The 19,299-nt window shown below is 71.1% G+C and carries 13 protein-coding genes and 2 pseudogenes; 8 read left to right on the top strand and 7 right to left on the bottom strand.

Features of this window, described 5'->3' with window-relative positions; translation table 11 throughout:
- The first annotated feature begins 21 nt into the window (after nt 1-21).
- On the top strand, nt 22-1,932 hold the full coding sequence (locus tag AC5WRT_RS15165) for an alkyl/aryl-sulfatase (RefSeq protein ID WP_496093934.1): 1,911 nt from the start codon (nt 22-24) through the stop codon (nt 1,930-1,932).
- Here AC5WRT_RS15165 and AC5WRT_RS15160 read toward each other — a convergent pair.
- The 4 genes and pseudogenes from AC5WRT_RS15160 to AC5WRT_RS15145 all read right to left on the bottom strand — a co-directional run.
- Nucleotides 1,929-2,039 (bottom strand): annotated as a pseudogene (locus AC5WRT_RS15160) (integrase core domain-containing protein); the annotation flags it as partial. The gene AC5WRT_RS15165 and the pseudogene AC5WRT_RS15160 sit on opposite strands and share 4 nt — an antisense overlap.
- Before the next feature lie 133 nt (nt 2,040-2,172).
- Complete coding sequence (locus AC5WRT_RS15155; protein WP_496093806.1) at nt 2,173-2,853, bottom strand: lysoplasmalogenase family protein; 681 nt, start codon at nt 2,851-2,853, stop codon at nt 2,173-2,175.
- Between the two features lies 1 nt (nt 2,854).
- The gene (locus AC5WRT_RS15150; protein ID WP_496093805.1) at nt 2,855-3,676 is read right to left on the bottom strand and encodes a sterol desaturase family protein; all 822 of its coding nucleotides are present in this window, start codon (nt 3,674-3,676) and stop codon (nt 2,855-2,857) included.
- Between the two features lie 13 nt (nt 3,677-3,689).
- Nucleotides 3,690-4,403 carry a FadR/GntR family transcriptional regulator gene (locus AC5WRT_RS15145; protein WP_496093804.1) on the bottom strand — a complete coding sequence of 238 codons (714 nt, stop codon included), beginning with the start codon at nt 4,401-4,403 and terminating at the stop codon, nt 3,690-3,692.
- Between the two features lie 391 nt (nt 4,404-4,794).
- On the opposite strand from AC5WRT_RS15145, the gene AC5WRT_RS15140 reads away from it, so the two are divergent.
- The 6 genes and pseudogenes from AC5WRT_RS15140 (at nt 4,795) to AC5WRT_RS15115 (ending at nt 15,277) form a co-directional block, all read left to right on the top strand.
- Nucleotides 4,795-7,155 carry an alpha-amylase family glycosyl hydrolase gene (locus AC5WRT_RS15140; RefSeq protein ID WP_496093803.1) on the top strand — a complete coding sequence of 787 codons (2,361 nt, stop codon included), beginning with the start codon at nt 4,795-4,797 and terminating at the stop codon, nt 7,153-7,155.
- Nucleotides 7,156-7,616: 461 nt separating this feature from the next.
- Complete coding sequence (locus AC5WRT_RS15135) at nt 7,617-7,823, top strand: hypothetical protein (protein ID WP_496093802.1); 207 nt, start codon at nt 7,617-7,619, stop codon at nt 7,821-7,823.
- A gap of 1,917 nt (nt 7,824-9,740) precedes the next feature.
- A pseudogene (locus AC5WRT_RS15130) lies at nt 9,741-11,438 on the top strand (SpoIIE family protein phosphatase); the annotation flags it as partial.
- A 325-nt stretch (nt 11,439-11,763) separates the two neighbouring features.
- Nucleotides 11,764-12,450 carry an NADPH-dependent F420 reductase gene (locus AC5WRT_RS15125; RefSeq protein ID WP_496093801.1) on the top strand — a complete coding sequence of 229 codons (687 nt, stop codon included), beginning with the start codon at nt 11,764-11,766 and terminating at the stop codon, nt 12,448-12,450.
- A 286-nt stretch (nt 12,451-12,736) separates the two neighbouring features.
- Entirely contained in the window at nt 12,737-13,333 is a 597-nt protein-coding gene (locus AC5WRT_RS15120; protein WP_496093800.1) for a TetR/AcrR family transcriptional regulator, read from the top strand.
- 585 nt (nt 13,334-13,918) lie between these two features.
- Nucleotides 13,919-15,277 carry an MBL fold metallo-hydrolase gene (locus AC5WRT_RS15115; RefSeq protein WP_496093799.1) on the top strand — a complete coding sequence of 453 codons (1,359 nt, stop codon included), beginning with the start codon at nt 13,919-13,921 and terminating at the stop codon, nt 15,275-15,277.
- 151 nt (nt 15,278-15,428) lie between these two features.
- Here the strand turns inward: AC5WRT_RS15115 and AC5WRT_RS15110 are convergent, their stop codons facing one another.
- On the bottom strand, nt 15,429-16,529 hold the full coding sequence (locus AC5WRT_RS15110) for a metallophosphoesterase family protein (RefSeq protein ID WP_496093798.1): 1,101 nt from the start codon (nt 16,527-16,529) through the stop codon (nt 15,429-15,431).
- Between the two features lie 599 nt (nt 16,530-17,128).
- Here AC5WRT_RS15110 and AC5WRT_RS15105 point away from each other — a divergent pair.
- Complete coding sequence (locus AC5WRT_RS15105; protein ID WP_496093797.1) at nt 17,129-17,941, top strand: phosphatase PAP2 family protein; 813 nt, start codon at nt 17,129-17,131, stop codon at nt 17,939-17,941.
- 76 nt (nt 17,942-18,017) lie between these two features.
- Here the strand turns inward: AC5WRT_RS15105 and AC5WRT_RS15100 are convergent, their stop codons facing one another.
- Entirely contained in the window at nt 18,018-18,359 is a 342-nt protein-coding gene (locus AC5WRT_RS15100) for a hypothetical protein (protein ID WP_496093796.1), read from the bottom strand.
- 320 nt (nt 18,360-18,679) lie between these two features.
- Nucleotides 18,680-18,919: a hypothetical protein gene (locus tag AC5WRT_RS15095; protein ID WP_496093795.1), complete on the bottom strand. Its 240-nt coding sequence runs from the start codon at nt 18,917-18,919 to the stop codon at nt 18,680-18,682.
- Nucleotides 18,920-19,299: the final 380 nt, after the last annotated feature.

Below are 19,299 nucleotides of genomic sequence, written 5' to 3'. Positions count from 1 at the left end.
CCCGAGACGGTGGCCCGCGCCATGCCGAACGCCACTGCCCTACTGATGACCCACCAGCCGAAAGCAGGAATTGTGAACGCGAGCGAACTCGACTGGGACGACCCCACCGACCTGGAGAACGCCACCCGGGGCCTGGTCGGACGTCTCGACCCGTGCATCATCCGTGATGCGACCGGCAGTGTCGTCTGGGACAACGAGCGGTGGTCGTTCCTGGAGCAGGACTGCCCGGAGACCGCCCACCCCAGTCTGTGGCGGCAGGCCCGGCTCAATGCCCTCGACGGCCTCTTCGAGGTCGTGCCGGGCGTCTACCAGATCCGCGGCTTCGACCTCTCCAACATGACGCTGGTCGAGGGCGACACCGGAGTGGTCGTCATCGACCCGCTGATCAGCGAGGAGTGCGCCGCCGCCGGGCTCGCCCTCTACCGCAGCCTGCGCGGTGAGCGGCCGGTCAGCGCCGTCGTCTACACCCACAGCCACCTCGACCACTTCGGCGGTGCGGGCGGTGTGGTGGACCGTGCGGACGTCACCGCCGGGCACGTCCCGGTGATCGCCCCCGAGGGCTTCATGGAGCACGCGGTCGGCGAGAACGTCATCGCCGGGCCCGCCATGCTCGTCCGGGCCGGCTACATGTACGGCAGGTCGCTGTCGGCCGATCCCAGGGGAATGATCGGTTTCGGCCTGGGCCAGGCCACCTCGAGCGGGCGCTTCGGCCTGATCGCCCCCACCGTGTTGATCACCCGCACCGGGGAGGAGCTGGTCGTCGACGGGGTCCGGATGGTCTTCCAGCTGACTCCGGGCACCGAGGCGCCCAGCGAGATGAACTTCCTGCTGCCCGGTCACCGGGTCCTGCTGGTGGCCGAGAACGCCAACCACACCCTGCACAACGTGCTGACCCTGCGCGGCGCCGAGGTTCGCGACGCCCAGGCCTGGGCGGGATACCTGACGGAGACCGTCCAGCTCTTCGCCGACCGCGCCGACGTGCTGATCGGCTCCCACCACTGGCCCACCTGGGGCCGCGCGGAACTCACCACGTTCCTCTCCGAGCAGCGGGACGCCTACGCCTATCTCCACGACCAGACCGTACGCCTGATGAACCGCGGCCTGACGGCGACGGAGATCGCAGAGGAGCTGCAGGAGTTCCCGGGAGACCTGGGCAACGCCTGGCACGCCCGGGGCTACTACGGCTCGCTCAGCCACAACAGCAAGGCCGTGTACCAACGCTACATGGGCTGGTACGACGGCAATCCGGCCCATCTGTGGCAGCTCCCGCCCGAGGCGGCGGGCCGGCGCTACGTCGACTTCATGGGTGGCGCCGAGGCCGTGGTGAAGAAGGCCCGCGAGTCCTTCGACGCCGGTGACCTGCGCTGGGTCGCGGAGGTGCTCAATCATGTGCTGTTCGCCGAACCCGACCACACCGACGCCCGGGAGCTGCAAGCGGCGACGTTCGAACGGCTCGCCCACGGCGCGGAGAACGGCATCTGGCGCAACTTCTACCTCTGCGGCGCCCGCGAACTTCGCCAGCCCGCCGAGGCCCGGCGCGCCACGGCGGGCAGCTCCGGCCTGGCGATGGTGCCGGCCCTCTCCACGCTGCAGGTCTTCCGGTCGTGGGCCGTTCGCCTCGACGGCCCGGCGGCCGCGGCCCACCGGCTGCAGCTGCGCTGGGAGTTCACCGACACCGCGGAGACATGGACGTTGCTGCTGGCCAACGGGGTGCTGACCCCGATGCGCGGCGACGCTCCCGGCGTCGGTCAGCCGGACGCCGTACTCCGGCTGACCAGAGCCGAGTTCAACCGGGCGCTCCTGGGTACGACGGACTTCGTCTCGGCCGAGGCCGCCGGAACGATCAGCGTCGAGGGCGACTTGCAGGCACTGCTCATCCTGCTGGGGCTGCTGGAGGAGCCTTCCCTCGCCTTCCCCGTCGCCCTGCCCTAGGTGTTCTGTCTCGGGAGGTTGTGGACGGGTGGGGGCCGGCCACCGATTCCGGTGTGGGGTCGGTGGTGGTTGTACCAGTCCAGCCGGTCGGGAATCGCTGCCTGCCGCCAGGAGTGCCGGCCCGGACTTCCGGACCGGGCCGGCACCCCTCCACCGGGAGCGCCACCACGTCCGCGGCTCCGTCCGCACCCCGCCGCCCGCACCCCTGCAGACTCGAGCGTTCCCTGGATTTCCCGGGCGTCAATCGATCGCGCGGGTCCCGAGCGGTCCACGGTGTGCGGAGGGCACCCGGACCGCCTGCCGTGCTTCGGGCCTGGTGAGGGCGGTGGCGATCAGGGCCAGGGCAGCCGTGTACGTCACCATGACGAGCGGGGCACGCCCGGGGAAGTCGGTCCCCGCGGCTCCCAGCCCGACGAGCAGGTCCGAGCCGAGGAACACCGGCCCGCCCCAGGCCGCCCTGCGCCCCAGCACGCGCGCGGTCAGCGCCATGGCGACCAGGGCCGACGCGTACACGGCCACCGCGGTGCCCAGGACCGGCCCGAGCGCGGGAGCCAGAGCGGCGACCGCAGCGACCCACACGGCGAGGTGGACGGCGCACAGCAGGCGGCGGGAACGCAGGTACCGCAGGGCACCCGCGCGCAGGAAGGCGGCCGTCCAGCACAACTGAGTGCCCAGGAAGAAGGCAATACCGGCGGCGAAGGCCACCCGGCCGGGCAGCATCAGCGCCACGTCCCCGGCGGTGGCGAAACCGAGACCGGCCAGGACCGGACTGTGCCGCGTGCCCGTCAGGCGCCACAGATGGACGGCGAGCACGGGCGCCAACAGGGGCTTGGCGACCCACTCCAGGGGCGGCAGGCCCGCCGCGACCCCGCAGATGTCGACAGCGGCCAGAGCGGCGAAGGCGACGATCAGCGGCGGCATGTCACCCGCCCACCCGGGGTGCCCAGCCGGGCGGCCCGAACAGATACCCGGCACGGTCGCGCCAGCGCCGCGCCGCTCGGACGTCGCGCCAGGCGGCCGCGAACTCGTGGAAGGCCACCCGCACCGGGTTGTAGGTGTCGATGTTCTTCGTCAGGCCGTACACCACCCGCTCGCCCTCCGGTTCGAACGTGCCGAAGAGCCGGTCCCAGACGATGAGGATGCCGCCGTAGTTGCGGTCCAGGTAGACGTTGTTCGAACCGTGGTGGACGCGGTGGTGGGAGGGCGTGTTGAAGAACCACTCCACCGGCCGCCACAGCTTGTCCACCCGCTCGGTGTGCAGGAAGAACTGGTAGACGAGGCTGAAGGCCTGCTGGAGCAGGATCATCCAGGGCGGTACGCCGAGCAGTGCCAGCGGCAGCCAGAAGGGCAGGCCCGTCATCGGCGTCCAGCTCTGGCGCAGGGCCGTCGAGAGGTTGAAGCGGACGCTGGAGTGGTGGACCACATGGCTCGCCCACAGCACCCGCACCCGGTGGTGGGCGCGGTGGAAGGCGTAGTACGCCAGGTCGTCACCGAAGAACAGCAGCGCCCACGTCCACGCGGAGGACGGCGACAGATGCCAGGGGGCGACGGCGAAGAGAGCCGCGTACACCACGATCGTCACCGCCTTCCAGGGCATCGCGACGACCTGGCTGCCGGCGCCCATGGACATGCTGGTGACGGTGTCGCGCAGCTCGTAGCCGCGCTCGTCGTCGTCCGGCAGGAAGCGGTAGGACAGTGCCTCGACGACGACCAGCAGCACGAACGCCGGTATCGCATAGACCACGGCCGGGATCATGTCAGCGCACCGCCTTCCGCGGCGTCGCGGGCACGCTGCGGGACAGCAGCTCGCGCGCCAGTCGTTCGGCCGCTTCGGCCTCGCGTGCGGCGATGTGCGCTGCCAGCCGCCGATGTGCTTCGACGTCGAGGAGTTCCGCGGTCCGCAGGTCGTCCGGCACGTCGGCGACCGGGAGCGTGCCACCCACCAGGCTGTTGAAGGCCAGCAGGTAGGCGACGTTCCCGGAACCCTGCACAATCAGCCGCCACCAGGCGACGTCCGCGTCGCCCAGTTCGGTCAGATCGGGTCCGGTGCGCGCATAGCGGGACGCGGCCTCGACGATCTCGCCGGCGGTGGTCTCGGAGCAGCGCAGTGCGCACAGCCGGGCCGCGTCGGCGCCGATGCACGCCCGCATCTCCAGGGCGTCGCGGGTGAGGTCCGCCACCGAAGGCCCGGCGTCGGCCGCCGCGATGCCCATGGCGAGGTCGAGGCCGGCGGTGCGCCGCCAGTCCAGGACGAGCGTGCGGCCTCCGTGGCTGACCTCGACCAGCCGTGCCTGCTGGAGACGCTTGACGGCCTCGCGGACGGCATGCCGGTTGACCCCGAACTCGGCTGCCAGATCCCGTTCGGCGGTGAGCGCGGCACCGGCCGGCAGGTCCCCGCCGAGGATCCTGTCGCGCAGCAGGGCGAAGAGCTGGTCGGAGACCGCCTCGCGCCGGATGAGTCCCTGATTCATGGCGATCAGGGTGAAGGCGACGGGCCCACTGGTCAACTGGTTGGACCAGTTTTTCTGCAGTCCCTCGTCCCGGGGGCAGGTACGCGCCGTGCCCGGCACGCAACCCGGCCGGCCCAACCACCGCCGTCAGGAGCCGGTACGCGCCAGGGGGCCGTGCGGACGGCCCAGTCACCCGGCGTCACCAGCCCGGCCGTCCGTGATCGCAGCCCGGCACCACCCTGCTGATCGACGACGGGCGGCCGCTCTCGAAGCGCCGGCGAACTCTGCGCGAGGTCTTCACCGTTCAGGGCCCCTGCACTATCTTGCGGCAACGCTCTGCAAAGAATTTCAGCCATCGGCGCGGTGGACGACGCCGATGCCTTCGCCGTGCGCCTGCGCCCAGGGAGCCGCCATGACCTCGATACCCCCTGCTCTGCCCCGCGGTCGACGCCGTCTGGTCACCATGGCCGCGGCCCTGGTTCTCGCCACCGGCGCCGGCGGCCTGGCCGGACCCGGCCCCTTCGCGGCACGCGCGGCGGCGGCGACGGGCGGCGCGCTGGGAGCCCACTACGACACCGCGGGCACGACGATCGACTTCCGGATCTTCTCGTCCCGGGCCACCCGCATCGACCTGTACCTCTACCGCACCGCGCTGGGCAGCCAGGAGGCCGCGGTCGTCCCGCTCACCAAGGACGCCACCACGAACGTCTGGTCCACCAGTGTGCCGGTGTCCACCATCCAGGGCCAGTACGGGATCACCGGCGCGGTCTACTACGGATACCGCGCCTGGGGCCCCAACTGGCCCTACGACCCGGCCTGGACGAAGGGATCGAGCGCCGGATTCATCGCCGACGTCGACGCGGCCGGCAACCGCTTCGACCCCGACAAACTCCTCACCGACCCCTACGCCCGCGAACTCAGCCACGACCCCGTCACGCCGGGCGGCGCCGACAGCACGGCCTACGGGACCGGCCCGCAGTACCGCACAGTGGACGACGGCGCCCTCGCCCCGAAGGGCATCGTGCTGCCCGACGACACCACGAGCACCGGCACCAAGCCGACGCGTGCCCTGAAGGACGACGTCGTCTACGAGGTCCACGTGCGCGGCCTCACCGAGATCGACCCCTCCGTGCCCGCCGCCGAGCGCGGCACCTATGCGGGAGCCGCCCTCAAGGCCGCCGATCTGGCCGCGCTCGGCGTCACCGCCGTGGAGTTCCTGCCGGTCCAGGAGACCCAGAACGACGCCAACGACGTCGACCCGACCTCGACCGCCGGGGACGACTACTGGGGCTACTCGACCCTCGACTACTTCGCGCCCGACCGCAGATACGCCTCCGACAAGTCCCCGGGTGGTCCCACTCGCGAGTTCAAGGCGATGGTCAAGGCCTACCACGACGCCGGCCTCAAGGTGTTCACGGACGTCGTCTACAACCACACCGGCGAGGGCGGCCCCTGGAACGCGAGCGACAAGAACACCTACAGCCTCCTGTCACTGCGTGGCCTGGACAACCCCACCTACTACGAGCTGACGTCCGACATGCAGAGCCCGTGGGACAACACCGGCGTGGGAGGCAACGTCAACACCTACAACCCGGTCACCGGCAATCTGATCACCGACTCCCTGGCGTACTGGAAGGACTCCCTCGGCGTCGACGGCTTCCGCTTCGACCTCGCGCCGGTCCTCGGCAACACCTGTCAGGCCGGCTGCTTCCAGTTCAGCCGCACCGACCCCGGCACCGCCCTGAACCGCATCACGGCCCTGATGCCGGCCCGGCCGGCCGGCGGTGGTACCGGCACCGACTGGATCGCGGAGCCCTGGGCGCTCGGCAGCGGCACCTACCAGGTGGGCAACTTCCCGCCCGGCTGGTCCGAGTGGAACGACAAGTTCCGCGACGCACTGCGCCGCAGCCAGAACGCGCTGGGCGTGGAGAACGTCACCCCGGGCGAGCTCGCCACCCGCTTCAGCGGCTCCTCGGACCTCTACCAGGACGACGGCCGCTCCCCCTTCAACTCGATCGACTTCATGGTCGCCCACGACGGGTTCACCCTCGCCGACCTCTACCGGTGCAACGCCAAGAACAACAACCAGCCCTGGCCGTACGGACCCTCCGACGGCGGCTCGGACTCCAACATCTCCTGGGACCAGGGCGGTGTCGCCGCCGACCAGCGCAAGGCCGCCCGCAACGGTTTCGCCTTCCTGATGCTGTCCGCCGGGACGCCGATGATGACCGGCGGCGACGAATACCTGCGCTCCCTGAAGTGCAACAACAACCCCTACAACCTCGACTCCTCCGCCAACTGGCTCACCACGACCTGGACCGGCGACCAGAGCACCTTCCGCACCTACGTCCAACGGCTCATCGCCTTCCGCAAGACCCACCCGGCGCTGCGCCCGGCCGGCTTCTACACGGTCTCCGACACCAACGGCAACGGCATGGGCCAGCTCCAGTGGTTCACCCCCGCGGGCACCACCCCGGACAGCACCTACTGGAACGACACGAACAACCACGCCCTCGCCTGGCGCGTCGACGGCACCGAGTTCTCCGATCCGACCTCCGCGTTGTACGTCGGCTACAACGGCTGGTCCGGAGACGTCGACTTCACCCTGCCCTCGCCGGGAGCGGGCAAGAACTGGTACCGCGTCACGGACACCTCCACCTGGGCCGAGGGCCCGGACCAGGTCGCCCGGCCGGGCTCGGAGAGCCTGATCGGCGGCGCCGGAACCGTCTACACCCTCCATGCCCGCGGGACACTCCTGCTCATCGCCAAGTGAGTGGCAGTGGTGGTCGGCGTGTCGGCGTGCAGCCGTTCGACCGTCCGACACACGATCCCGCCCGGTGACGACGAGCTGCTCCAGCTGGCCGCGCACCTTCCGCCCGTGCTGCTCCCGACGACCCGGATCGTACGTCCGGGCGCCTCGCGCGTGCCGCGTACCCGCGGATACGTGACCGCCGGGGCAGCGGACCGTCTCGAGCTCCGGCTACCGCCCGCGATCAGCAGGAGAACAGGACCAACGATGCACACCATGCCCCATGACCAGCGACTTCAAGGGGGCGGATCCTCGACGGGCGTGCCTGGGCCGGCCGGCGGTCCGGCGAGGTAGCGGGCGTCCCGGTGCCATGTTGAACTGAGCAGAGTGCGCGTTGCCACGGCGCCGAACGACGCCGCGGTGTGACACCGGTCAAATTCGGGTGTACGTCACCGAGCGTGACATTGAGGATGGGGAGGCGGCTCATGGCGGAGTCGCGAGACGACGAGCAGCTCGTTCTGCGCCTGACGGCCGTGGCGGTGCTGGGGTTCGTGTTGATCGTTCCGCCGTTCCTGGCGCGGTTCGATCACATGGGCCAGGTCTTCGGCGTCCCCGTTCTCGCGGCCTACCTGTTTCTCGTCTGGGCGATCGTGATCGGTCTGGTCGCCGTGATCGGCGGCAGATCGAGGTAGGCCGTGCTCCGGACCTGGTTCATCGTCGCTGTTGCGGCCGGGTACCTCGGCCTGCTCTTCGCTGTGGCGTTCTACGGTGACCGACGGGCGGACTCCGGTCGGAGCATCATCAACAACGCCACGGTCTACGCTCTGTCCTTCGGTGTGTACGCCACCTCGTGGACGTACTACGGCAGCGTCGGTTGGGCCGCCAGGGCCGGAGTCGGCTTCCTGCCGATCTACCTGGGGCCGACGCTCATGCTCGCGATGGGCTGGCTGGTGTTGCGCAGGATCGTCCGGATCAGCCACCGCCACCGGGTCACCTCGCTGGCCGACTTCGTCTCCGCCCGCTACGGCAAGAGCACGGCGCTCGGCTGTCTGGTGACGATCATCGCTGTGGTGGGGGTTGTCCCCTACATCTCGCTGCAGCTCAAGGCGGTCTCCATCACCTTTGCGATCATTCGGCGGCACCCCGAGGTCACCTCCACCCCGAAGCTGAGCCACATCCCGCTGTTCCAGGACACCGGGTTGTACGCGGCGCTGGTGCTCGCCGCGTTCACCATCGTCTTCGGCACCCGTCATCTGGACGCCACCGAACGTCACGAGGGCATGGTCGCCGCCATCGCGTTCGAGTCCGTGGTCAAGCTCGTGGCGTTCCTCTCGGCCGGGATTTTCGTGGTCTTCTGGATGTTCGGGGGGCTCCACGACCTGTTCTCCCGGGCCGCGGACGCCGGCCTCACCACGCTGTTCACGCTGCGCGAGCAGACCGGCTACGGCATGTGGGTCTGGCTCACGGTGCTGTCCATGCTGGCGATCGTGCTGCTGCCCCGGCAGTGGCAGATCGGCGTCGTCGAGAACGTCGACGAGAAGCACCTCAAACGGGCGATGTGGCTGTTCCCGCTCTACTTGCTCGCGATCAGCATCTTCGTGCTTCCGATCGCGGCCGGCGGGCTTCTGCGGTTCGGAAAGGCCGTCGACGCCGACACCTATGTGCTGACCCTGCCGATGGCCGGAGGCCAGCAGGCACTCGCACTGCTCGTCTTCATCGGCGGCCTCAGCGCGGCCACCAGCATGGTCATCGTCGAGACGATCGCACTCAGCACCATGGTGTCGAACTCACTCGTGATGCCGCTGCTGCTGCGCAGCAAGTCCCGGCTGGCGCACCGGGACAACCTCGCCGGGCTGGTGCTGGGCATTCGCCGGGCGACCATCGTGCTGGTCCTGCTGCTCGGGTACGCGTACTTTCGGGTTGCAGGCGAGCAGACGGCATTGGTGTCGATCGGCCTGGTGTCGTTCGCGGCTGTGGCACAGTTCGCGCCGGCCATCCTGGGCGGCCTGTTCTGGAAACGTGGTACCCGCCGCGGCGTGCTGGCCGGCCTGGTGGCGGGATTCGCCGTATGGGCGTACACCCTGGTGCTGCCGACCTTCGCCGATGCCAGGTTGCTGTCTGCTTCCTTCCTTCGGGAGGGCCCGCTCGGCATCGGGCTGCTGCGGCCACAGCACCTGTTCGGTCTGGCGGGGATGGACCCGATCAGCCATGCGATGTTCTGGAGCGCACTGCTGAACTTCGGCGGGTACGTCGCGGTCTCCCTCGCCGACCGGCCGAACGCTGCCGAGCGGGCGCAGGCCGTGCAGTTCGTCGAAATCCTGGAAGAGCCTGCCAGGGAGCGGCGCTGGCAGGTCCGTGTCACGGTCGGCGAACTGCAGACCCTGCTGGAGCGCTTCCTCGGGCGGGAGGGCGCCCAGCGGGCGATGCGCTCCTCCCCCGGAAGGAGACCCGACTCACTGGCAGCCGAGGCGCCGCCGGAGCTGGTCCATCACGCGGAAGCCCAGCTCGCCGGCTCGGTGGGCGCCGCGTCCGCACGGCTTGCGGTCGCCGCGGTGGCCGGAGAGGAGGAGGTCGGCACCGAGGAAGTGATGGAGATGATCGGCGAGGCGTCACAGAGGGTCGAGCTGGTCCGATGGCGGCTGCGGCTGCTCTACGACGCGACCGGCGGCATCGGCACGACCCTCGACGTGACCCGTACGGCCGAAGAGCTGACGCAGGTCGCGGTTCCGCGCTTCGCCGACTACGTAGCCGTCGACCTGGCCGAGTCCGTGCTGCGCGACGAGGATCTCGGGATGAACGGCATGCGCGACGGCAGGAAGCGGATGCAGCGCGCGGCGATCAGCGGCATCCGCGACGACGCTCCCTTCTTCGCCGTCGGCGACCTGATCGCCTACGGGCCGTCCTCACCGCAGGCCCGCAGCGTCGAGAGCGGGCAGGCGGTCCTGGTGCCTCGTCTGCGTGATGCCACGCGATGGCAGGAGGTGGACCCCGCGCGGGGCTCCCGCATCGTCGACTACGGGATCCATTCGCTCATCACCGCGCCCCTGTCCGCCCGCGGCGTGCTGCTGGGCATCGTCCACTTCTGGCGCTCCGAGAGGCCCGAGCCCTTCGATCAGGAAGATCTCTCCCTCGCGGCCGAACTGGCCAGCCGAGCCGCCGTCTCCCTCGACAACGCGCGCCGCTACACCCGCGAGCACGGCCTGGCCGTGGCGCTGCAGCGGAGGCTGATGCCCCGCGCGCTGCCCGAACAGAACGCCGTCGAGGTCGCTTCCCGATACCTCCCCGCGCAGGCAGTCGGCGGCGACTGGTTCGACGTCATCCCGCTGCCGGGCGCCAGGGTGGCACTGGTCATGGGCGACATCGTCGGGCACGGACTGCATGCCGCAGCCACCATGGGGCAGCTGCGCACGGCCGTGCACAACTTCTCGACCCCGCTGGACCTGTCGCCCGAGGAACTCCTCAGCCACCTCGACGAGTTGGTGGCCCTCATCGACCAGGACGCGATCGCGGCCGGCGACAAGACCACCGTCACCGGCGCCACCTGCCTGTACGCGGTCTACGACTCCGTGTCCGGCGACTGCGCCATCGCCAGCGCCGGCCACCCTGCGCCCGCGCTCGTACACCCCGACGGGACAGTGGAGTTCCTGGACGTGCCGTCCTGCCTGCCCCTCGGCATCGGCGGTCTGCCCTTCGAGTGCGCCGAGCTGCGTCTTCCCGAGGGCAGCAGACTCGTCCTGTTCACCGACGGTCTCGTCGAGCGCCGCGACCTGGACGTCGACACCGGGCTCCGGCTGCTCCGCGAGACGCTGGCGCGCGCGGAGCAGTCGCCCGAGGAGATCTGCGACGCCGTGCTCGACGCCCTGCTCCCGGAGCACCGGAGCGACGACATCGCCCTGCTCGTCGCCCGTACCCGGGTGCTGGGACCCGGACAGGTCGCCGAGTGGGACGTGGAGTGCGATCCTGCCGCCGTTCGCCGCGTCCGCGCTGCCGTCTCCGCCCGGCTCATGGAGTGGGAGCTGACGGACCTCGTGGACACCACGGAGCTGATCTGCACCGAACTGATCACCAACGCCATGCGCCACGCCACAGGGCCCATCAAGGCGCGTCTGATCCACGACCGTGCGCTCATCTGCGAGGTCTTCGACCACAGCAGCACCTCGCCGCACCTGCGCCATGCGGCCAGCACGGACGAGGGGGGACGAGGCCTCTTCCTCGTGGCCCAGCTCGCCGAGCGCTGGGGCACGCGCTACACCGAGGACGGCAAGGTCATCTGGGCGGAGCAGGCGACACCGGCGACGGCGGGCTGACCGGCGTCGTTCGTGGCCCGGCCGCCCGCCCCGCCGCCCGCTCGGGGCGGGCGGCGGGGACCTCGGTCTTCCAGCGCTGGTGGACGGTGGCCCGGCTCACTTCGGCGCTCCTGGCGAGGGCCGCCTCGGCGAGCAGCGCCGAGGCCGCCTTGCGCGCGTGGCCCGTCTGCCGGGGCAGTGGGGCGGCGCACCGCACCGGGCCACGACCGACGTCCGTCTTCCGCGGGGCGTCGGCCCATCCAGGTTGAAATACCGAACCACTCGGTTTAGTTTTATCGGTACGGCGTGCATGCGCCGACACCATCCCCTGGAAGGAACCGCCCCGATGCGTTATGCAGTCCTGGGCACCGGCGTCGTCGGCCAGACCATCGCCGGCAAGCTCGCCACCCTCGGCCACGAGGTCGCCCTCGGCACCCGCGACCCCGAGGCCACCCTCGCCCGTACCGACCCCGACGCCTATGGCAACCCGCCCGTCACCCAGTGGCTGGCACGGCACCCGCAGGTGCGGCTGCTGTCCTTCGCGGACGTCGCCGCCTTCGGCGACGTCGTGATCAACACCACGGCCGGCGCCGCCTCGCTGCAGGCGCTCGAGGCGGCCGGCCGCGACCGGCTGGCCGGCAAGGTCCTCGTCGACATCGCCAACCCGCTGGACTTCTCCGCCGGCATGCCTCCGACGCTGAACCCGGTCAACACCGACAGCCTCGGCGAACGGATCCAGCGCGCCTTCCCCGAGGCCAAGGTCGTCAAGACCCTCAACACCATGAACGCGGCGGTCATGGTGGAGCCGTCCCGCGTGGCCGGGACGCACCACGTCTTCGTCTCGGGCGACGACACCGACGCCAAGAAGCGCGTCACCGGACTCCTGGCCGAGTTCGGCTGGCCCGCCGGGAGCGTGATCGACCTCGGCGACATCAGCACCGCGCGCGGAACGGAGATGCTGCTACCGATCTGGCTGCGGCTGTGGGGCGCACTCGGCCACGCCGACTTCAACTTCCACGTCGCCGGCGCCTGACTCGAGAACCCGGCGGGCCGCGCGCCGCAGATCCCCCACCGGCGCACGGTCCGCGCGCCCGCGTACGGCCCGAAGGACTGCTGACGCACGCACTGGCCCTGGGCCGCTCCGGACACCCCGACCGCTCCTGGCCGCGCGTCCTCGGCCCGGACGTCGTGGGCCGTCGCCGCGCTCGGGGAGGGCACCACCGCCATCGGCGTCGGACAACGGGGTCGCCTGCCGCACGGCCCCGCGCCGCACATCCCGGACCGAACCGCTCGGTGCGTGTACCCCTTATCCTGCGGCAATGGGCGAGACAACCATGAGCAAGGGCGCGGGACGGCCGCGGTCCACGGAGAAGGACCAGGCGATCCTGCGCGCGGCCCTGGAGCTGTTGGCGTCCCACGGCTACACCCGCATGAGTCTGAGCCAGGTGGCCGCGTCCGCACAGGTCAGCAAGTCCACCATCCACCTGCGCTGGAAGACCAAGGCAGATCTGCTGACGGCGGCCCTCGCCGCCGTGCGCATGGTGGGCGCCCCGCCCACGACCGGCGCCACGCGAGAGGACCTGGTGGCGATCCTCGAGGACTTCGCGGCGACGGTGCAACGGGTGCGCGGCATGGCCCTGATCGGCACCTGCCTCGCGGAGGAGGCGCACACCCCCGACCTGCTCGGCCTGCTGCGCGACCGCACCGTGCTGCCTCGCCGGGCCCTGCTGCGCGAGGTGCTCGAACAGGCCCGGGAACGGGGAGAGATCCGCCAGGACGCCGATCTGGAGGCGGCCGTCTCCGCGTTGCTCGGGCCCTTCTACGCCGACTACTTGGCCGGTCGCGGCGGCCGTCAGGAATGGGCCGGACAGGCCGTCGACCTCGTGCTGGCCGGGCTGCGCACCCCGGACGGGTGACCTCCGCGCGGCGCGAGGCCGGTGGCACCGGCAGATGTCCGTCGGGCGGACGGCGTCGCCCGTCGCACGCGCCGACCCGGCGCCGGCCTCCCTCACAGGCCCGACCTCGTAGGGTCTGACACGGCTGTGACCGGCCGACGGCACCCTCGGTCCGCAGCCGGTCTCCTCGCCGGACCGGGGGCGAACGCCCTCGCGCGGAGGGCGGCGGCTCACTCCGCGGCCGCTCCCGGCCGGCACTGCGGCCACGCCCGTGTCGACCCACGGACAGGTCCGTAACCCCGCTCGACAGAGCCCCCGCCTCCCGGGCGGGCACCGGCATGCGCACCGAGCCCCGCCCGGGTGACCGTCCGCCCCTGAGACCGCGGCGCCCGCTCGGGGCGGGCGGAGGCGGGCCGCCCGCGGGCCTCACCTCTTCCAGGCCGCCCGCAGGGGCGCCCTCACGCGTTCACGTCTCACCCGGACGCACCCCACGATCCCCCCTCGCCGGGCACCCGGCCCACGACAGGCACGAAAAGTACCCCAGGGGGTATCCGTGCTACGGTTGACATACCCCTGGGGGTAATCAACGTGGGAAGGAACGTCTCCGTGTTCTTCATCGACACCATCGAGCTCGAAGGCCTCGGCAACCGCCACTACCTGGCCGGCGGCATGCGGACGGCCGTGGCCGTGGACCCGCCGCGCGACTTCGACCAGGTCCTTGCTGCGGCGGCCCGGCGCGGGGTGCGGATCTCGCACGTGGTGGAGACCCACATCCACAACGACTACGTCACCGGCGGGCTTGAGCTGGCCCGGGTGACGGGCGCCGCCTATCTGGTGCCGGCCGGCGCGCGGGTGTCGTTCGCCCGCGTGCCGGTGGCCGACGGCGACACGGTCACCGTCGACTCCGGGCTGGACCTGCGGGCCGTGGCCACCCCGGGTCACACCCCGCACCACACGTCGTACGTGCTGCAGGAGAACGGCGTGCCGGTGGCCGCGTTCACCGGTGGTTCGCTGCTGATCGGCACGGTGGGCCGGCCGGACCTGGTCGAGCCGCGGCTGACCGAGCGGCTGGCCCGTGCCCAGCACGCCTCCGCGCACCGTCTGGCGGCCGGGCTGCCCGACGAGACGTCCGTGCTGCCGACGCACGGCTTCGGCAGCTTCTGCTCCTCGGCGCAGGCCGAGGGGGATGCCACCACCATCGGCAAGGAGAAGAAGGTCAACGCCGCGCTGACCCAGGACGTGGACTCCTTCGTCGCGCGGCTGCTCGCAGACCTCGACGACGTGCCCGCCTACTACGCGCACATGGGTCCGGCCAACGCCGGTGGCCCCGCTCCGGTGGACCTGACTCCCCCGGCCGTCGCGGACGCCCAGGAGATCGCCGCCCGGCTCGCGGCCGGCGAGTGGGTGGTCGACCTGCGCAGCCGTATCGCGTTCGCCGAGGGCCACGTCGCCGGCTCGTTCAACTTCGAGGCGGACGGCAGGATCGCCACATATCTGGCCTGGATGATCCCGTGGGGCAAGCCGGTGACCCTGCTGGCCGATTCCCCCGAGCAACTGGCCGCCGCCCAGCGCGAACTCGTCCGGGTGGGCATCGACCGGCCCGCCGCCGCCGCGACCGGCTCGCCCGAGGAGTGGGTGACCGAGGGCGTCCGCCTGGCCTCCTTCCCGCGGTCCACGTTCGCCGGCCTGGCCGGGCACGGCGCGGACGGCATCGTCGTCCTGGACGTGCGGCGCGACTCCGAGCGCGCGGCCGGGTACCTCGAGGGCTCCGTGCACATTCCCATCCACCAACTGCACAAGCGGCTGGACGAGGTGCCTCCCGGCACGGTGTGGGTGCACTGCGCCGGCGGTATGCGGGCCGGTATCGCCGCCTCGCTGCTGGACGCCGCCGGACGGGACGTGGTGGCCGTCGACGACGGATTCGACGCCGCCGCCGACGCGGGACTGGCCGTCGTCACCGGCTGACGGCCTGCCGTACTCCTTCGAACTCCCCGAGACGGCCGGGTGACACGGCTCATCACACCCGGTCCGTCTCGGCGGCACCGACGGTACGAACCCAGCAAGCCCGGATCCACCGCGGGGGCCGGTGATCGGGCGCCCCCGCCGGAGGAAACGGTCAGCGGGCCGCGGGCCCGTGGCAGCGGGCGCTGCCGGAGTCGGCGTAGCCGGTGCCGTTGGCGGCCTGGTAGCTCCAGGAATAGCCCGTCGGCTTCAGGCTGAAGCGGCTGACACCGTAGGAGGTGTCGTTGCCGGTGACCCGGTTGGGCGACTGGTCGGCGGGGGCCAGAGTGTCCAGTCCCTCGCCTCCGGTGCCGATGATGAACTCGGCGATGCCCTTGTGCGGATCCGCCTCACCCTGCGGGTTCTGCGGCGCGAACCGGGCGTAGAGGTGCTCGTGGCCGTTGAGTACGACGTCGACGCCGGCCTTGTAGAGCAACGGCCACCAGGCGGTCTGCGACATCTGTCCCTCGTCGGAGGGTGAGGCGCTGGCGCTGAACGCAGGCTGGTGCCAGTAGGCGAGGGTGCAGGCCGCGTGGTCCGTGGCGAGGTCGTCACGCAACCATGCGGTCTGCTGCTTGACCCAGGCACCGTCCGGCGAGCAGCCGCCGTTCTGCACGGCGCACTCGGCGTTGAGGGAGATGATGTGCCAGGCGCCGAGATCGTAGGAGTACCAGCCCTGGCCTGCGGTGCCCGCCTGGCCCTGCGCGCGGGGTACGGGCTGGCCCTGGGCGTCGGCGAGCGGACTGCCCGCGGAGTCCAGGCTGCGGCCGTTGTAGTACGAGTAGTAGCCCGAGCCGCCGACGCCCTTCTCCCCGTCCTTGTAGTCGTAGAACTCGTGGTTGCCGGGTGCCGGCCGCTGCAGGTACTTGAAAGCGCCGTAGGTCCGGTCGAACGAGCCCATGAAGTCGTTGTAACGGCCGACCTGGTACTGCTCGTCGCCCAGCAGGGCCACCAGATCGGGCTGCATGTTCTCGATCTGGTCGGCCGTGAGCGTCTGTGCGCTCCGGCGGGTGCCGTTGCACAGGTATTTGGCGTCGACACCCTGGTCGTCCCCGTCGGGCTCGCACGCGATGTCACCGACCGCCGCGAGCACGGCCGTCCGGTCCGACGTGGCCTGGTACGGCCAGGAGTTGTGAGCGCTCTCGGCCATCGCCGCGGTGGCGGTGAGCAGTAGGGCGCCGGAGGCGGCCAGGGCGGCGAGGGTGCGACGTCTCATTCCAGCAGGCTCCTTCCCCGCCCCATCCGAATGGGCGGACGGGGCGCCATGATCGTGGCCGTGGGCGCACGGCATCCGACCGGAGGGCGAACTGCGGGGGTGATGAAGATGGCCGTTCAGTGCTGGGTGCCGTCGCACTTCCGGCCACGGACTCCCCCCGCCCCGGCCCGTGTTGACGCGCGACGACATGCACGGAGCGGCTCCCCGGCGCCCGGTGGCCCGCCCCCTTCCCTGACCGTGGCCGTGGGCGTGCTGCCGGAGCGGGGAGCCCTGGATCGGCGCGCGGTCGCGGGGCGGCGGGGCCGTGGCGGGAGGGCGGGAGCAGGGGTCTTCTCGCGGCAGCAGGTATCCGCCCCGCCTGATGCCCGGCATCGACCGGTCGTCTGCCTCCTGGAAAGCGCCGGACCGGGCCGACCCGCAACGGCGCCCGCCTGCTGCAGCCCGCCCGCCAGCCACTTCGGTGACCGATGTATTTTGTGGTCGACATGTTCGGGCGACGTTCTGTTCGGTGTCCGTATCAGTGTCGGTGAAGCCGGAACAGGACGACCACCTCATGACCGTCGACCCGCGGCCGTCGGGCGACCAGGAGACACATCAGGATGACGATCACCGCCGCGGCGCATCGCGGTCGCCTTCACTGGCGAACCGAACTGCCCCTCATAGCCGTCGTCTACACCCTTTACTCCGGGATACGCCTGCTCATCAGAGGCGAGACGGCTGAGGCCATGCGGCACGGCGCCGACATCCTGCACCTCGAGCAGCTGGTACCCCTGGACCCGGAGCACTGGTTCAACCGACTCCTGACGACGCACGCCGTGCTGGGGGTGCCCGCCGACTTCGCCTACGCGTCGCTGCACTACATCGTGACGCCTGCCGTCCTGGTATGGCTGTGGCGGCGTCGCCCGCAGCGCTACCGGGCGGCCCGCACCTGGCTGATGCTCTCCACCCTGATCGGCCTGATCGGCTTCACCGTACTGCCCACCGCGCCGCCCCGGCTGCTGACCGGAGGTTACGGCTTCGTCGACACCATGGCGCAGTACAGCTCCTACGGCTGGTGGGGTGCCGACGCGAGCGCGCCACGCGGCCTGGGCTACCTCACCAACCAGTACGCGGCCATGCCGAGCCTGCATGTCGGCTGGTCCCTGTGGTGCGGAGTCGTACTCTTCCGCTTCGCACGGCACTGGCCGGTGCGGGCCCTTGGAGCGCTCTACCCCGTGGTCACCGTCCTGGTGGTGCTCGGTACGGCCAACCACTACCTGCTCGATGCCGCCGCCGGCGTCCTGGTCATGGGAATCGGCCTCGCCCTGACCGGACCCGTTCTGCGTGCCGTTGACGCGGTGCGTCCTGGTGTCGCGTCACGGACCGAGGCGTCGTCCGGTTACCCCGGCGCCAAGGTCCGGTATCCGACGTAGCGTTCAACTGCCGCGCGCGGACTCCACGTCACGCTGCCGGGCCTCCCAAGACCCGGCAGCGGGGGCGCATGACGGATCAGCGGGGCCCGAATCCGCAGTAGGTCCGGTGGATGTAGCGGTAGGCCGCCACGATGCCGGCGACATAGCCACGGTTGTACTCGGCGGACGCTCCGGACTTACCGCTCCGTCCACGGGTGTCGCCGCGGATGCAGTCACGGGCGTACACCAGGCCGTCCCGGTACCCGTCCTTGTAACCCTGGTCGTACGGGGTGATCCTCGGCGCGGCAGGCTGCGCGGCCGCCGCGGGACCGGACGGTGCCGCGAACGGCTGCGCTTGCGCGTTCGTGGACAGCGGGAGCAGAAGAGCGGCGGCGGCCACCGGGGTGGCGAGGAGGACACTCAGTCGCTTCGCGTGCATGACTTCCTCCGTAATTGGGAAGCGAGTCGGCAGTCACAGACCCTCACCGGCCCCGACGCACTGGCTGGTTGCCGTTGGTCGACCGGACCCACACGGTGGAGGCCGGGGCTTCTGGCCGCATTTGAGGTATCTGCCGCATCGGACAGTGCGTACGGCGCGCACAAGCCTCCCTGACAGGCTAGGCCAGGGGGTGCCAGGCCGCGACCTGAGCGCCTCGCACACGCCGGGCATGACAGACGGTTGCCACCGCCTCGGCCGCCGGCCATGACCGCCTGCCCACCACCTGCACGGCCGGGCGTGCCTCCGCGGCTGCGGCGGAATCACGCCGGATCGGTGTCAGCGGCTGATTCGCCGAGGCGTTCGGCCAGTTGGCAGAGAGCCGGCTGCGCTTTCGCGACAACTGCGCGGTCACTGCCGCCGAGGGTCGTGAGCGCGGCGCCGACGCGACGTTCGTGGGCGGTCGTCCACGCGGTGAGCCTCTCACGGCCCGCTTCGGTGAGTGCGACGACGGAGGCCTGCCCGGCGATCGACGGCGCACGCACCGGCCCGGCCGTGATCATCTGACCGATCAGCCCGCTGACCGTGCTCGGGGCCGGGCGCCGCCGGGCGGCAGAGTCGCTGTCCGTGCCGAAGAGTGCTCGCCGAGCACCTGCAACACCTCGACCCGCGCCACGGGGAGGGCCTCCCACGGGTCATCGGTGCGGATCGAGGAGCGCTGGGCGCGGCGCAGCCGGGTGCCGGCCTCGGTGAGCAGACGCGGATTGTCCTGCCCCGCGAGGTGGACCCGGTGGCCTCGGAACCGACCCGGGCGGACATGGAGGATGAGTATCCGGATCCGCCTCGGGTACGGCCCGCCGCCCGCGCCTCGAACGGCGGCAGCCCGGGCCCCCGCTCGTTCGTCACAGGAGTTTCGGTGTCCGATGTATCGTCGGGTGGTTCC

The organism is Streptomyces sp. NTD91, assembly GCF_059510455.1.
This window is presented reverse-complemented; position numbering and strand designations above follow the sequence as displayed.

Coding starts and splice junctions, on each gene's coding strand:
- AC5WRT_RS15110 (WP_496093798.1), bottom strand. CDS start 16,529: ATGAGACGTCGCACCCTCGCCGCCCTGGCCGCCTCCGGCGCCCTACTG.
- AC5WRT_RS15100 (WP_496093796.1), bottom strand. CDS start 18,359: ATGCACGCGAAGCGACTGAGTGTCCTCCTCGCCACCCCGGTGGCCGCC.
- AC5WRT_RS15155 (WP_496093806.1), bottom strand. CDS start 2,853: ATGCCGCCGCTGATCGTCGCCTTCGCCGCTCTGGCCGCTGTCGACATC.
- AC5WRT_RS15140 (WP_496093803.1), top strand. CDS start 4,795: ATGACCTCGATACCCCCTGCTCTGCCCCGCGGTCGACGCCGTCTGGTC.
- AC5WRT_RS15105 (WP_496093797.1), top strand. CDS start 17,129: ATGACGATCACCGCCGCGGCGCATCGCGGTCGCCTTCACTGGCGAACC.
- AC5WRT_RS15145 (WP_496093804.1), bottom strand. CDS start 4,403: ATGAATCAGGGACTCATCCGGCGCGAGGCGGTCTCCGACCAGCTCTTC.
- AC5WRT_RS15165 (WP_496093934.1), top strand. CDS start 22: ATGCCGAACGCCACTGCCCTACTGATGACCCACCAGCCGAAAGCAGGA.
- AC5WRT_RS15135 (WP_496093802.1), top strand. CDS start 7,617: ATGGCGGAGTCGCGAGACGACGAGCAGCTCGTTCTGCGCCTGACGGCC.
- AC5WRT_RS15120 (WP_496093800.1), top strand. CDS start 12,737: ATGGGCGAGACAACCATGAGCAAGGGCGCGGGACGGCCGCGGTCCACG.
- AC5WRT_RS15095 (WP_496093795.1), bottom strand. CDS start 18,919: ATGATCACGGCCGGGCCGGTGCGTGCGCCGTCGATCGCCGGGCAGGCC.
- AC5WRT_RS15125 (WP_496093801.1), top strand. CDS start 11,764: ATGCGTTATGCAGTCCTGGGCACCGGCGTCGTCGGCCAGACCATCGCC.